The 13,988-nt window shown below is 54.8% G+C and carries 14 protein-coding genes; 1 reads left to right on the top strand and 13 read right to left on the bottom strand.

Annotated features, from left to right (window positions below; all coding sequences use genetic code 11):
• Positions 1-34: 34 nt before the first annotated feature.
• The 11 genes from atpG to asnC all read right to left on the bottom strand — a co-directional run bounded on the left by atpG (position 35) and on the right by asnC (position 9,720).
• Positions 35-898: a F0F1 ATP synthase subunit gamma gene (atpG, locus tag FO014_RS09995; protein WP_160029350.1), complete on the bottom strand. Its 864-nt coding sequence runs from the start codon at positions 896-898 to the stop codon at positions 35-37.
• Positions 899-955: 57 nt separating this feature from the next.
• Entirely contained in the window at positions 956-2,497 is a 1,542-nt protein-coding gene (gene atpA / locus FO014_RS10000) for a F0F1 ATP synthase subunit alpha (RefSeq protein ID WP_111737988.1), read from the bottom strand.
• A 12-nt stretch (positions 2,498-2,509) separates the two neighbouring features.
• Positions 2,510-3,043: a F0F1 ATP synthase subunit delta gene (gene atpH / locus FO014_RS10005; protein ID WP_160029351.1), complete on the bottom strand. Its 534-nt coding sequence runs from the start codon at positions 3,041-3,043 to the stop codon at positions 2,510-2,512.
• Positions 3,044-3,057: 14 nt separating this feature from the next.
• On the bottom strand, positions 3,058-3,528 hold the full coding sequence (gene atpF, locus FO014_RS10010) for a F0F1 ATP synthase subunit B (RefSeq protein ID WP_015962432.1): 471 nt from the start codon (positions 3,526-3,528) through the stop codon (positions 3,058-3,060).
• A gap of 59 nt (positions 3,529-3,587) precedes the next feature.
• Complete coding sequence (gene atpE, locus FO014_RS10015) at positions 3,588-3,827, bottom strand: F0F1 ATP synthase subunit C (RefSeq protein ID WP_004093904.1); 240 nt, start codon at positions 3,825-3,827, stop codon at positions 3,588-3,590.
• Between the two features lie 50 nt (positions 3,828-3,877).
• Complete coding sequence (atpB, locus tag FO014_RS10020; RefSeq protein ID WP_015962431.1) at positions 3,878-4,657, bottom strand: F0F1 ATP synthase subunit A; 780 nt, start codon at positions 4,655-4,657, stop codon at positions 3,878-3,880.
• A 20-nt stretch (positions 4,658-4,677) separates the two neighbouring features.
• Positions 4,678-5,061 (bottom strand): F0F1 ATP synthase subunit I, encoded by a 384-nt coding sequence (gene atpI, locus FO014_RS10025; RefSeq protein WP_160029352.1) that lies wholly within the window; start codon positions 5,059-5,061, stop codon positions 4,678-4,680.
• A gap of 642 nt (positions 5,062-5,703) precedes the next feature.
• Complete coding sequence (gene rsmG, locus FO014_RS10030) at positions 5,704-6,324, bottom strand: 16S rRNA (guanine(527)-N(7))-methyltransferase RsmG (protein ID WP_160029354.1); 621 nt, start codon at positions 6,322-6,324, stop codon at positions 5,704-5,706.
• 126 nt (positions 6,325-6,450) lie between these two features.
• A complete protein-coding gene (gene mnmG, locus FO014_RS10035) occupies positions 6,451-8,340 on the bottom strand; it encodes a tRNA uridine-5-carboxymethylaminomethyl(34) synthesis enzyme MnmG (protein WP_160029356.1) in 1,890 nt (629 codons plus the stop codon).
• Between the two features lie 381 nt (positions 8,341-8,721).
• The gene (gene mioC, locus FO014_RS10040; protein WP_160029358.1) at positions 8,722-9,162 is read right to left on the bottom strand and encodes an FMN-binding protein MioC; all 441 of its coding nucleotides are present in this window, start codon (positions 9,160-9,162) and stop codon (positions 8,722-8,724) included.
• Positions 9,163-9,258: 96 nt separating this feature from the next.
• Positions 9,259-9,720: a transcriptional regulator AsnC gene (gene asnC / locus FO014_RS10045; RefSeq protein WP_015962426.1), complete on the bottom strand. Its 462-nt coding sequence runs from the start codon at positions 9,718-9,720 to the stop codon at positions 9,259-9,261.
• Positions 9,721-9,874: 154 nt separating this feature from the next.
• Between asnC and asnA the strand changes: the two genes are divergently transcribed.
• Positions 9,875-10,867: an aspartate--ammonia ligase gene (gene asnA / locus FO014_RS10050; protein WP_160029360.1), complete on the top strand. Its 993-nt coding sequence runs from the start codon at positions 9,875-9,877 to the stop codon at positions 10,865-10,867.
• Positions 10,868-10,874: 7 nt separating this feature from the next.
• Here the strand turns inward: asnA and viaA are convergent, their stop codons facing one another.
• Together viaA and ravA are read right to left on the bottom strand one after the other, a co-directional pair.
• The gene (gene viaA / locus FO014_RS10055; RefSeq protein WP_160029362.1) at positions 10,875-12,338 is read right to left on the bottom strand and encodes an ATPase RavA stimulator ViaA; all 1,464 of its coding nucleotides are present in this window, start codon (positions 12,336-12,338) and stop codon (positions 10,875-10,877) included.
• A 2-nt stretch (positions 12,339-12,340) separates the two neighbouring features.
• Positions 12,341-13,849, bottom strand: a complete 1,509-nt coding sequence (gene ravA / locus FO014_RS10060; protein ID WP_160029364.1) for an ATPase RavA — start codon at positions 13,847-13,849, stop codon at positions 12,341-12,343.
• Positions 13,850-13,988: the final 139 nt, after the last annotated feature.

Raw genomic sequence — 13,988 nt, forward strand, 5'->3', positions numbered from 1 at the left:
CCTGCAATCTGAACTACTTAGGGTAATAACCTGGTTAAACCGCGGAGGCTCCCGAAACGATTTCGGTGAGTTCCTGAGTGATGCTGGCCTGACGTGCCTTGTTGTATACCAACTGCAGCTCTTTGATCAGGCTACCGCCGTTATCGGTCGCGGCTTTCATCGCTACCATTCGCGCGGCCTGCTCACTGGCCAGGTTTTCCACGACGCCCTGATAAACTTGCGATTCCACATAGCGGCGCAGCAAGGTATCAAGCAGCACTTTTGGATCGGGTTCATACAGGTAATCCCAGGCTGTCTTCTTCAGCTCGCCGTCATCGGCAGGCGGCAGCGGCAGCAACTGAAGAACCTGCGGCTCCTGGGACATCGTATTAACAAATTTGTTGCTGACAATGTACAGCTTGTCCAAACGACCTTCGTCGTAGGCCTGCAGCATCACTTTCACCGGCCCGATCAGATCCGACAGGGAAGGGTTATCCCCCATGCCGGTCACCTGGGCAACCACGTTGCCGCCCACGGAACCAAAGAAAGAAACGGCTTTAGAGCCAATCAGCGCCAAATCAGTTTCAACGCCTTTTTCGGACCAGCCTTTCATCTCCGCCAGCAGCTTTTTGAACAGGTTGATGTTCAAGCCGCCGCAGAGACCACGGTCAGTAGACACCACCAGATACCCGACGCGCTTAACATCACGCTCTTCCAGGTACGGGTGTTTATATTCCAGATTCCCCAACGCAAGGTGACCAATCACTTTGCGCATGGTCTCTGCATAAGGACGGCTGGCCGCCATGCGATCCTGCGATTTACGCATTTTGGAGGCGGCGACCATCTCCATCGCTTTAGTGATCTTCTGCGTGTTTTGCACGCTGCCGATCTTACTACGTATCTCTTTTGCGCCGGCCATCTCTGCTTCTCCTCATTGCCAGCGGCCTGCTGTCTTTCAACTGCAGGCCGCTGCGCGTTACCAGGACTGGGTTTTCTTGAAGGTTTCGAGGACGTTTTTCAGTTTGCCCTCGATCTCATCGTTGAAATTACCAGTTTGGTTGATGTGGTTCAGCAGCTCGGCGTGTTCGCGATCCGCGTAAGCAACCAGTGCAGCTTCGAAGCTCACTACCTTGGCGACTTCAACGTCTTCCAGGTAGCCGCGTTCTGCAGCGTACAGCACCAGAGACTGTTGCGCGACGGACATTGGCGCGTACTGTTTCTGCTTCAGCAGTTCAGTCACTTTCTGGCCATGGTTCAGCTGCTTGCGGGTTGCATCATCCAGATCGGAAGCGAACTGGGAGAATGCCGCCAGTTCACGATACTGCGCCAGCGCGGTACGGATGCCGCCGGACAGTTTCTTCATGATCTTGGTCTGCGCTGCACCACCAACACGGGATACGGAGATACCCGGGTTAACTGCCGGACGAATACCGGAGTTGAACAGGTTGGATTCCAGGAAGATCTGACCATCGGTAATCGAGATTACGTTGGTCGGAACGAACGCGGAAACGTCACCCGCCTGAGTTTCGATGATCGGCAGCGCGGTCAGAGAACCGGTCTGGCCTTTCACTTCACCCTTGGTGAAAGCTTCAACATAGTCAGCGCTAACGCGCGCTGCACGCTCCAGCAAACGGGAGTGCAGGTAGAATACGTCACCTGGGTATGCTTCACGACCTGGCGGACGACGCAGCAGCAGGGAGATCTGACGGTAGGCAACGGCCTGTTTGGACAGGTCATCGTATACGATCAGCGCATCTTCACCGCGGTCACGGAAGTATTCGCCCATTGCGCAACCGGCATATGGCGCCAGGTATTGCAGTGCAGCGGATTCAGAAGCGGTAGCCACCACAACGATGGTGTTGGCCAGCGCGCCGTGCTCTTCCAGTTTACGCACCACGTTAGAAATGGTGGACGCTTTCTGGCCGATAGCCACGTATACGCACTTGATGCCGGAATCGCGTTGGTTGATGATCGCATCGATCGCCAGCGCGGTTTTACCGGTCTGACGGTCACCGATCACCAGCTCACGCTGACCACGGCCGATTGGAATCATGGCATCAACGGATTTATAACCGGTCTGTACCGGCTGGTCGACCGACTGACGGTCGATAACGCCCGGTGCAATGGTCTCAACCGGGGAGAAACCGTCGTGCTCAACCGGGCCCTTGCCGTCGATAGGCGCGCCCAGGGTGTTAACCACGCGGCCCAGCAGGCCGCGGCCGACTGGAACTTCCAGGATACGGCCGGTGCATTTTACCTTCATGCCTTCAGCCAGGTCCGCATACGGACCCATGACGACGGCACCAACGGAGTCGCGCTCCAGGTTCAATGCGATTGCGTAACGGTTGCCTGGCAGTGCGATCATCTCGCCCTGCATAACATCGGCCAGGCCGTGTACGCGGATGATTCCGTCGCTGACGGAAACGATAGTACCTTCATTGTGAGCTTCGCTCACTACATTGAACTGAGCAATGCGCTGCTTGATCAGTTCGCTGATTTCGGTGGAATTCAGTTGCATGCTCCAGTCCCCTTAAGACTGCAAGACGTCTGCCAGGCGTTCAAGACGGCCGCGTACGCTGCCATCGATCACCATGTCGCCTGCGCGGATAACCACGCCGGCCAGTACAGACTTGTCAATTTTGCAATTCAGCTTAACTTTGCGTGACAGACGTTTTTCCATCGCAGCGGCAATCTTGGCCTGCTGTTCGTCATTCAGTGCGCTTGAAGAGAGCACCTCGACTTCGACGGTGGATTCCAGCGCGGCGCGCAGTTCAACGAACTGCTGCACAACGTCAGGAAGCGCCAGTAAACGTCCATTTTCGGCCATAACGCGAATAAGGTTTTGGCCATTTTCGTCGAGTTGATCGCCACAAACCGCGGTGAACGTCTTCGACAGCGTTTCCGGTGCAACAGCGCCGGACAGCAGTTCGGAAATCTGTTCGTTGCGAGTGACTTCAGCAGCAAACGCCAGCATCTGCTGCCAGCGTTCTACGCTTTGGTGCTCAACGGCAAAGTCAAAAGCTGCTTTGGCGTAGGGGCGAGCTACAGTAACAAATTCAGACATCAGCCCCTCCCTCCTTACAGTTCAGCGACCAGTTTATCAACGATGTCGCTGTTAGCAGCTTCATCCACGGAACGTTCGATGATCTTCTCGGCGCCGGCGATAGCCAGCATCGCGACTTGCTTACGCAACTCTTCACGAGCGCGTTTACGTTCGGCTTCGATCTCAGCCTGAGCCTGCGCCACGATTTTGTTACGTTCCTGCTCGGCTTCGGCTTTCGCTTCATCCATGATCTGAGCTTTGCGTTTGTTCGCTTGCTCAATGATCACCTGAGCTTCTGCTTTAGCAGTTTTCAGCTGGTCGCTCGCATTGGCTTGCGCCAAGTCCAAATCTTTTTTGGCACGCTCTGCAGAAGCGAGACCGTCAGCAATTTCTTTCTGACGCTTCTCGATGGCAGCCATAATTGGCGGCCATACATACTTCATGCAGAACCAGACAAACAGGACGAACGCGATGGCCTGGCCGAGGATTGTTGCGTTAAGATTCACAGCACAATGCCTCTTTTAAAGTTAATGAGTGTGGGTAAGTCGGCAGAGCGTTTCTCTGCTTACGCGACGGCGAACATCACGTACAGACCCAGACCAACAGCGATCATCGGGATGGCGTCAACCAGACCCATAACGATAAAGAACTGTGTACGCAGCAGAGGAATCAGGTCAGGCTGACGCGCTGCACCTTCCAAGAATTTACCACCCAGGATGCCGATACCGATCGCAGCACCGATTGCCGCTAAGCCCATCATCACAGCGGCAGCCATGTACAGCAGATCCATACTCAGGTTTTCCATGACAGTCTCCAGTTTGTTTCAGTTTATAAATGCAAGTGTTTTAGGAAAAATCAGTGCTCTTCAGACGCCATCGACAGATAGACGATCGTCAGAACCATGAAAATAAAGGCTTGAAGCGTAATGATCAGGATGTGGAAGATAGCCCAAGGCAAGCTCAGGACCCACTGTGACCACCACGGCAACAGGCCGGCAATCAGGATGAAGATCAACTCACCCGCATACATGTTGCCAAACAGTCGCAGGCCCAGTGAAACAGGCTTGGACAGCAGGCTGACACCTTCAAGAATCAGGTTAATCGGAATGAATACAGGGTGGTTGAACGGCTGCATGGTCAACTCTTTAACGAACCCACCAACGCCTTTCATTTTGATGCTGTAGAACAGAATCAGGATAAACACGCCCAGCGCCATAGACAGCGTCACGTTGACATCGGCGGTAGGCACTACGCGCAGCGCAGGCAGGCCGAGAACGTGTTCGCCGATATACGGCAGGAAATCGATAGGCAGCAAATCCATCAGGTTCATCAGGAATACCCAGACGAACACGGTCAACGCCAGCGGAGCAATAACCTTGCTCTTGCCGTGATACATGTCGCGCACGCTGCTGTCGACGAACCCAACCACCAGTTCCACTGCGGTTTGCAGTTTACCCGGCACACCGCTGGTGGCGTTTTTGGCCACTTTGCGGAAGATCACCAGGAAGAGCGCCCCGAGGACGACGGAGAAAAACATCGAGTCGATGTTGATCGACCAGAACCCCGTCCCGACCTGAAGCTGCGTCAGGTGGTGACCGATATACTCCTGTGGAGTCAAGACTTCTCCTGCAGACATGATGCCTCTTACCCTTTTAGTTAAGTTCGGTAACTGTTAATCACGGCTGGTGCCACTATTTGCACCACTAACACCGCTAAATAGGTCAGGCCAAGCGGTATAAACTCCGCTTTGAACACCCCAAGCGCCACGATCAGCAAAAAGATGGTGATCACGACCTTTAGCCCCTCGCCAATGGCGAACGACCAGGCAACCCGACCGGGCGCCGGCGTCTGCGCCTGGTGGCGCAAGGCAAACAGCATAAACATGACGCTCGGCAGCCAGGCGGCAAGTCCGCCCGCCAACGCCGAAGCGCCCCACGCCAGCCCCTTGAAACCGAAGGCGGCGCTGATCAGAACAAAAGTCATAAACTGCAAAAACAGCAGTTTGCGTGCGACTTTCCCGCTGTAAAGGGACACAGACATGACGTTTGTTCTCTCCGTACCCCTAAGGGGGTATGCTGAGTGACGTATGACACTGTCTTTGCTGCATAGAGTCAAGCAGCAAAAAACGAGCAAATTATACGGGCCACTCCAACGAATTCAATCGATAAGTAGCGAAAAGGTGAACAATTATTTAAATTCACCAAATTCAGACTATTTTCGCAAGAAAATAGGCGGAATAATACCTCGATTTTATTGTCCGATTATTCCTCTGTTGCACGCTAAAACGTGCAATTGATCACAACAATAGGGCTAACGTTCGATTTATAACCCATGTGCGCATAAAACGTCTTTAGCGATTAGGGCGATAAAAATATTTTATAAATCAAAACGGTATAATTTAACCGTTCAAAAACAATCTTTATACCCGCTAAAAACCTTTCGTTGACATCCACAGAAAGAATATTGTTATTACGCGTTAACAACAGCAGCAAAAGGCGATCTTATTCACATAATTGCTAACGTGACAATTACTACACGTAATTAGGGTATTTTCGCTAATTAACTGCTGCCTTTGTGTTAAAAAAAAGTAAATTAACTAAAAAAAGCGGCCAGTTAATTAGTCTGCTTATTTTTACATCTGTAGCAAGGTTCAATCTGCCGTCTGTTTGATCAAAAACAAACTCAGTTTGCCTTAAGTACCACCAGATGACGTTCGCCTTCCAATTCCGGCACCTGTAAACGCACCACCTCTTCAAGCGCAATGCCCTCAGGCAATGCATCCAGCTCTTCGTCTGGACGGACACCCTTCAGAGCATAAAAGCGCCCCTGCCCTTGCGCCGGCAAGTGGCGGCACCAGGTCAGCATATCCTGCAGTGAGGCGAATGCGCGACTGATTACGCCGTCAAACGGCGGCTCGGCCGGAAATTCCTCCACCCGGCTCTGTACCGGTTCGATATTGCTCAGGCCCAGCTCGTGCTGCACCTGCCGCAGGAAGCGCACCCGCTTACCCAGGCTGTCGAGCAGCGTAAAATGCGCATCCGGACGCACAATAGCCAGCGGAATGCCCGGCAGACCCGGTCCGGTGCCAACATCGATAAAGCGAGATCCGACAAGATGGGGATTAACCACGATACTGTCGAGGATATGGCGAACCAGCATTTGCTGCGGATCGCGTACGGAGGTCAGATTGTACGCCTTGTTCCACTTATCCAGCATGCCGACATAGCCCAGCAGCTGCTGTTTTTGACGATCGGGAAGCGAAATACCGGCTGCCGCCAGCAGCGAGTCTAACTTTTTGTCCACAATGGAATCCTCTGACCAACGCGAGATCCGCCGAAAATGGCGAAGTGGCTATGATAATGCAGGCTGAAAGTGATGTCAGCGGCCGATTGCCTATCCATTGGGCAGTCGGCCGCTCAAAATGCAGATTTATGCGCTGCGGCGCAGCAGACCTTGCTTCTTCAACCACACCAATAAAATGGATATCGCCGCCGGAGTAATCCCTGAGATACGCGATGCCTGTCCGATAGAGGTAGGTTTATGGTCGTTGAGCTTGGCAATCACTTCGTTCGACAGCCCGGAAACCTGGTGATAATCCAGATCGAGTGGCAGCACCGTGTTCTCGTTGCGCAGCTGGCGTTCGATCTCTTCCTGCTGACGGGCGATATAGCCTTCGTATTTTACCTGAATTTCCACCTGCTCAGCGGCCTGGGTATCGGCCAGCGGTGGCTGGAAAGCGTCGACTGACGTCAGCAGCGCATAATCCATTTCCGGACGACGCAGCAGTTCCTCACCGTTGGCCTCACGCGACAGCGGCGTTTTCAGCAGTGTGTTTATCTGCTCAACATTTTCTGAATGCGGATGCAGCCAAACGTCGCGCAGACGCTGACGTTCGCGCTCAATCTTTTCCAGTTTGTCGTTATAGCGCGCCCAGCGGACGTCATCCACCAGACCCAGCTCACGTCCTTTTTCCGTCAGGCGCAGATCGGCGTTGTCTTCACGCAGCATCAGGCGGTATTCCGCCCGTGAGGTAAACATGCGGTACGGTTCTTTGGTGCCCAAGGTGCACAGATCGTCCACCAGCACGCCAAGGTAGGCCTGATCGCGACGCGGCGCCCAGCCTTCGTCTTCGTTGGCGTAGCGTCCGGCATTCAGACCGGCCAGCAGTCCCTGCGCACCGGCTTCTTCGTAACCGGTAGTGCCGTTAATCTGACCGGCAAAGAACAGACCCTGAATAAATTTGCTTTCCAGCGTCGGTTTCAAGTCGCGCGGATCGAAGAAATCATACTCGATGGCGTAACCCGGGCGAATAATACGGGCATTTTGCATCCCTTCCATCGAACGGACGATCTGCATCTGTACGTCGAACGGCAGACTGGTGGAAATACCGTTCGGGTAGATTTCGTTGCTGGTCAGTCCTTCCGGCTCAAGGAAGATCTGGTGTGCGTTGCGATCGGCAAAGCGCATCACCTTGTCTTCGATCGACGGGCAGTAACGTGGGCCGATCCCTTCGATGATCCCGGCGTACATCGGGCTGCGATCGAGGTTACTGCGGATCACATCATGGGTTTTTTCATTGGTATGGGTGATATAGCACGGCACCTGACGCGGATGCTGATCGGCATGGCCCATAAACGAGAATACCGGCGTCGGCGTGTCGCCGTGCTGTTCAGCCAAAACGCTGAAATCAATGGTGCGGGCGTCAATGCGCGGCGGGGTGCCGGTTTTCAGACGGTCAACCCGCAGCGGCAGTTCACGCAGACGCTGCGACAGTGAAATGGCTGGCGGATCGCCAGCACGACCGCCGCTGTAATTTTCCAGGCCGATATGAATTTTGCCGTCGAGGAATGTCCCTACGGTGAGCACTACCGCTTTAGCGCGGAATTTCAGCCCCATTTGCGTGACGGCTCCGACGACGCGATCGTTCTCAACAATAAGATCTTCTACCGGCTGCTGGAAGATCATCAGGTTGGGCTGGCTCTCCAGGGCTGTGCGTACGGCCTGGCGATAGAGCACGCGGTCGGCCTGAGCGCGAGTAGCGCGTACCGCAGGGCCTTTGCTGGCGTTTAGTATCCTAAACTGAATGCCGGCATGGTCGATTGCCGTTGCCATCAGGCCGCCCAGCGCATCAATTTCTTTAACCAGATGTCCTTTACCAATACCGCCGATCGCCGGGTTGCAAGACATTTGCCCCAGCGTATCAATGTTGTGCGTCAGTAATAAGGTTTGACGCCCCATTCTTGCCGCGGCCATTGCCGCTTCGGTGCCGGCATGGCCGCCGCCGATGATAATGACGTCAAATTGCTCTGGATAAAACATGGAACTGCACCTCGCCGTATTGCGAACGATCGTTGTTTGCCCTGGGGTGGGGGATTCTACTCAAGTTTAGACGATCGACCAAGCGGTACGGATCGTCAGGTAATTAAAAGAAGATCTTTTTATTTAAAGATCTCTTTATTAGATCTCTTATTAGGATCGCGATCCTCTGTGGATAACCGCGTATTCACGATAGAGATCATGAAATTAGGAAGGATCGTTTACTGTGAATGATCGGTGATCCTGACGCTGATAAGCTGGGATCTAAATGGCTACTTATGCACAGGACAAAAAGCATACGGCAGTTGTTATTTGGATAACTACCGCTTTTACCCTGCTTTTAAGCTTAGTTATACACAATCGTTCGCACGATCTTTGAACGAATCAGAGTAAATTAACCCAACTTTTCAGCCATTCTTCCGCCGGATCTTCCGGAATGTCGTGCTGCGTCACGTCGATCTCCAGGCGATCGCCGATCCTTTTTGCGCCGCGAGCCTGTAACAGATCGTCGATCTGTGCGACCGCGCCGCAGAAGGTATCGTATTCCGAACTGCCCAGACCGACGGCGCCGAACTGCACCTGGGATAAATCAGGCTGGCGTTCGTTGATCTCGTCCCACAGCGGTTGCAGATTATCCGGCAGTTCGCCGGCGCCGTGGGTGGAGGTGACCACCAGCCAACGTCCGGACTGCGTCAGTTCATCCAATTCAGGCCCGTGCAGCATCTCGGTGGAAAAACCGGCGTCTTCCAGTTTTTCGGCCAGATGTTCCGCCACATATTCAGCACTGCCAAGCGTACTGCCGCTGATCAGAGTAATGTCTGCCATGAATGAATGATCTCAACCTGCTGCAAAGAGGCTGCATTGTACGCTGTGAATCGCCAGGGATCTACCTGTGGATAATATGGGTATAGTAAAAATCCGTTACGGGACGATGGTGCGCATAATGGGGTTCTGCAGCGAGATCAGCGTTTCCGTCGACTGAATTTCGTCAATCGTTTGGATCTTGTTGATAAGTACCTGTTGCAGCGCATCGATCGAGCGGCACATCACCTTGATAAACACGCTGTAATGGCCGGTGGTGTAGTAGGCCTCGACCACTTCTTCCAGGCTTTCCAGTTTGCTCAGGGCGGAAGGGTAGTCTTTGGCGCTCTTTAATATGATGCCGATAAAGCAGCAGACGTCGTAGCCCAGCTGTTTGGGGTTCACATCGACCCGGGCGCCGGTAATGATGCCCGCCTGCTTCATCTTCTCGACGCGTACGTGAATGGTCCCCGGACTGACGGCAAAGGTTTTTGCCAGTTCGGCATAAGGCGTACGCGCGTTAGCCATCAGCGCGTTGAGAATGCCGCGATCGAGATTATCGATCTGATAAATTTCCGCCATTTTATCCCCCATAAATTATGGTTTATTGAATTATCACCGCTTAAAAATGAACGATTAAAAGTAAAAGCGCAATATTGTTTGATGGATATTGAATTGAGGCGCCTTTGTGTTGCTTAATCATCAGCAACAGAGACAGGATTTAAGAGATACGGCAATGAAAAAACAGTTTATCCAAAAACAACAACAAATCAGCTTCGTAAAATCGTTCTTCTCCCGCCAGCTGGAGCAGCAGCTGGGTCTGATTGAGGTTCAGGCGCCTATTCTCAGCCGTCTGGGCGACGGTACGCAGGATAACCTGTCCGGCAGTGAAAAAGCGGTGCAGGTCAAGGTGAAAACCCTGCCGGACGCGACGTTTGAAGTTGTGCATTCACTGGCTAAATGGAAACGTAAAACCCTGGGCGCCCATGATTTCAGCGCCGGCGAGGGCCTGTATACCCATATGAAGGCACTGCGCCCGGATGAAGATCGCCTGAGCGCCATCCACTCGGTGTATGTCGACCAGTGGGACTGGGAGCGGGTGATGGGGGATGGCGAACGCAACCTGGATCACCTGAAAAGCACCGTACGCAGCCTCTATAGCGCTATCAAGGAAACGGAAGCGGCGGTCAGTCGCGAATATGGACTGGCGCCGTTCCTGCCGGAACAGATTCACTTCGTGCACAGCGAAGCGTTGCTGCAGCGTTTCCCGGAACTGGACGCCAAAGGGCGTGAGCGGGCGATTGCCAAAGAGCTGGGCGCGGTATTCCTGATCGGCATCGGCGGCAAGCTGTCGCATGGCCGCTCTCACGACGTGCGTGCGCCGGATTATGATGACTGGAGCACCACCAGCTCTGAAGGACTGTCCGGCCTCAACGGCGATATTCTGGTGTGGAACCCGGTGCTGGAAGACGCGTTCGAGCTATCTTCAATGGGGATCCGCGTTGACGCCGCCGCATTGCAGCGCCAGCTGGCTCTGACGGAAGATGAAGATCGCCTGCAGCTGGAGTGGCATCAGTCGCTGCTGAAAGGTGAAATGCCGCAGACCATCGGCGGCGGTATTGGTCAGTCGCGTCTGGTGATGCTGCTGCTGCAACTGTCACATATCGGCCAGGTGCAGTGCGGAGTATGGTCGCCGGAAGTGCGTGAAAGCGTGGAAGGTCTGCTGTAACGCCGGGTTAGCGCCGCCAGCGGCGCATTAAGCGGCTTTTTAGCCCGGTATCAAAGCGCCAGATATGGTCGAATATGCGCATGATGCCGGGTTTGCCGTAGGCGGACATCGCCACCGCATGAAAACGCTGCTGATGGCTCTGCTGCTGCTGTTTCACCTTTTTAATCACCTCGTCCGGCAGCCGCTGGGCAATAAAGTCGGAAATAATCACCGCGTCGGCGTCGAACCAGCCGCTCTCCGCCATTTTCCCCACCGTTGCGCTCAGGCAGGCCGCCAGATCGGTGCCGCCGCGGAAATGCTGGCCGAGAAAGCGCACCGCCTGTTCAATACCGCTGGCGGCGGTCAGTTCATAATGGACGATCTGGTTGGCGAACAGCATGATGTAGCAGCGGCGGTTATCCGCCAGCGCAATGCGCAGCAGCGCCAGACAAAACGCCTTGGCGCACTGTTCGTTGAAGCCGCCCATTGAGCCGGAGGTATCAACACAGACGATAAACGGCCCGCGCGGCTGCTGATCCTGCTGCTGATAAGTGACCTGGCGGATCATCAGCTTCTCCTGCCAGGCATCCCCCTGCAGACGGTAGCTCAGCAGCTGTTTTTCCAGCAGGCGGCGGTAAAACTCAAACTCCAGTTCCTCAATGCCGAGCGTCGCCAGCTCCGGCGGCAGCAGGCGTAAAATATCATCGCTTTGATGCACGCCGTTCACTTCTTCCGGCAGTGTGGCGGGCACCCGCACCATGACGTGGTACGGCTCCGGCTGCGCATCCTGCTGCTGAATGGCTTTTGCCTCGTAGCTGCGTCCCAACTGCTGGGCCAGTTTCTTCAGTTCGGGCTGGGTTTGCAGAAAGTTGCCGTATTCCACTAGCCGCTGATAGTCGCCGCGCTGCAACTGCCCTTTGCTCATATCCCACAGCCGGCCGGCGGCGGTATCGTTCTCCGCCAGCACCGGCTCCAGCGCGCCGCTCAGCGCCAGGCGCTCCTGCAATTCCGCCATCAGCTGTTCGCGTTCCTGCTCCAGCAGCTGGTGGTGCAGCATGGTGGCCTGAAGCGTCAGGCTGATGCGCCAACGCTGCAGAAACAGGGTCTGGAAGCTGTCATCCAGCGGATGATTGGGCAGATCGGCGGCGTTCACCAGCTTGCGCGCCTGTTCATAGAAGGGGGAAACCAGCTGGCGCAGCAGTTCCAGGGTATCGTTGAGGTTTTGATAAAACTGCGCGTTGCTTTCCAATTGGCACTGTTGGTAACGATAGAATTCCTGCGCCAACGCCGGTGGAACCATTGCCTCATGGATCCGCTGTTTTAGTTGCAGCTTCCAGCGCGGCAGATCGCGATCCAGCGCACGGCGCAGCGCCGGGAATTTCCTGAAGAATGCGGACAGATGCGGCGCAGCCAGCATGGCGACGATCATATCTTCGATCAGCTCGCCTTCGGTAATGGCCAGCAGCAGGTTGAGCGTCTCCAGGTTCAGCACGGTTACTGGCCCTGCATTTGCTGTTGCTGCTGTTTAATTTGCTCCGCTACCTGCAGCAGGCTGGCTTCTATCTTGGCCAGGCCGGCGGCCGGGGTGAACAGGCAGGGCTGATGCTGGCTGAATAAGCGACGCTGTTCCGCCAGCCGCTGCATCAGGGTCTCCAGTTCCTCCAGCAGCTCCGGCGGCGTGGCGCTGGTCTGTTTACCCGGCAGCGCCAGCAGCGACGGCTGGCGGCTGACGTCCAGCACCGTCAGGTGCAGCTGCTCATCCACCACTAAATCAATCTGCTGCGCGAAACCAATGCCGTTGAGCTTGGCGCGCACCTCGCCGCCTTTTTGCAGCCAGCTTTCCAGCGTGCTGCTGTCGATACTCAAATGGTTAACCTGAATATCATGCAGCTGCAGCGGCTTTTGCAGCAACAGCGTCAGCGTGCCGCTGCCGAGTGATTCACCCAGCGCGTATTGCGGTTTACGGCTGAACATGCCGCCTTTTTTCACCAGGCTGATGGCCCGGCGATCGCTTTGCTGTTGTTGGTGCTGCATCCAGCGGGTATGCAACTGCTGCAGCTGGAGCAGCAACGTCTGTTGCTGATAGGCCTGCTCGCTCAGTAGCTGATCAATCTGCTGCTGCATCAGCTTCATCGAGGCCAGATCGTGCCACAGGCAGTCTTTCAGCAGCATCAGATCGATCGGGGCAATGGTTTCGCGGCCGCTGAAGAAGGCGCAGGCCTGCAGTAAGCGCAGCGCTTTTTTCCAGCGTCGGTCGGAAACATAGGGCGCCTGTTCCAGCGCATCCAGCCGCTGGCGCAGCAGGAATATCAGTTCAAAGCAGTTTTCCGGCAGCTGAATTTTATCGATCTGCGCCTGCCATTGCCGGAACTCCTCATCGCTGACGCTCAGCGCTTCCGGCACCGGGTTTTGGTTTTCACTTTGCCGGTTGGTCAGCAGCGAGCGGAAGTTCTGCTTATCCTGCACCTTGTCCAGCCACAGACGGATTAGCATGCGGTCATACAGCGCCTCCAGGCTGTTGTCGGCCTCCGGCAGTTCATTCGAGGCGGCGACCAGCAGGCGCAGCGGTATCGGCTCTTCGCTGTTGCCGTTGCGGAAGCGGCGTTCGTTAATCGCGGTCAGCAGGGTATTGAGAATGGCGGGGCCAGCCTTCCAGATTTCATCGAGGAACACGATTTCCGCTTCCGGCAGGTAGCCGTCGGTCAGGCGCTGGTAGCGCCCTTCGTCTTTCAGCGCCTGAATGGAGAGCGGGCCGAATACTTCCTCCGGGGTGGAGAAGCGGGTCATCAGGTATTCAAAGGAGCGGGCATGGCGGAAGGCGAATTTGAGGCGGCGGGCTATCAGACTTTTTGCAATACCCGGCGGACCGAGCAGAAACACGCTTTCGCCGCTTAACGCCGCCAGCAGGCAGAGCCGAATGGCTTCCTGACGTTCATAAAGGCCGCTCTCAAGCGCGCTGCTGAGCCGGGAAATTCGTTCTGCCAGTAGTGATGAAGACGCCATAAGATTTTTCGTGTTGTCCGAGATAAATTAGCCAATCTTGTCCGAATGAGCGATGATAAACCACCATCATTTTTAATGGTATAGCTGGTTGATTAACCAAAACTTTCTATTATCAAATGTATTGTTTGCTCACACTTTG

The organism is Serratia rhizosphaerae (assembly GCF_009817885.1).
GTDB lineage: Bacteria > Pseudomonadota > Gammaproteobacteria > Enterobacterales > Enterobacteriaceae > Serratia_B > Serratia_B rhizosphaerae.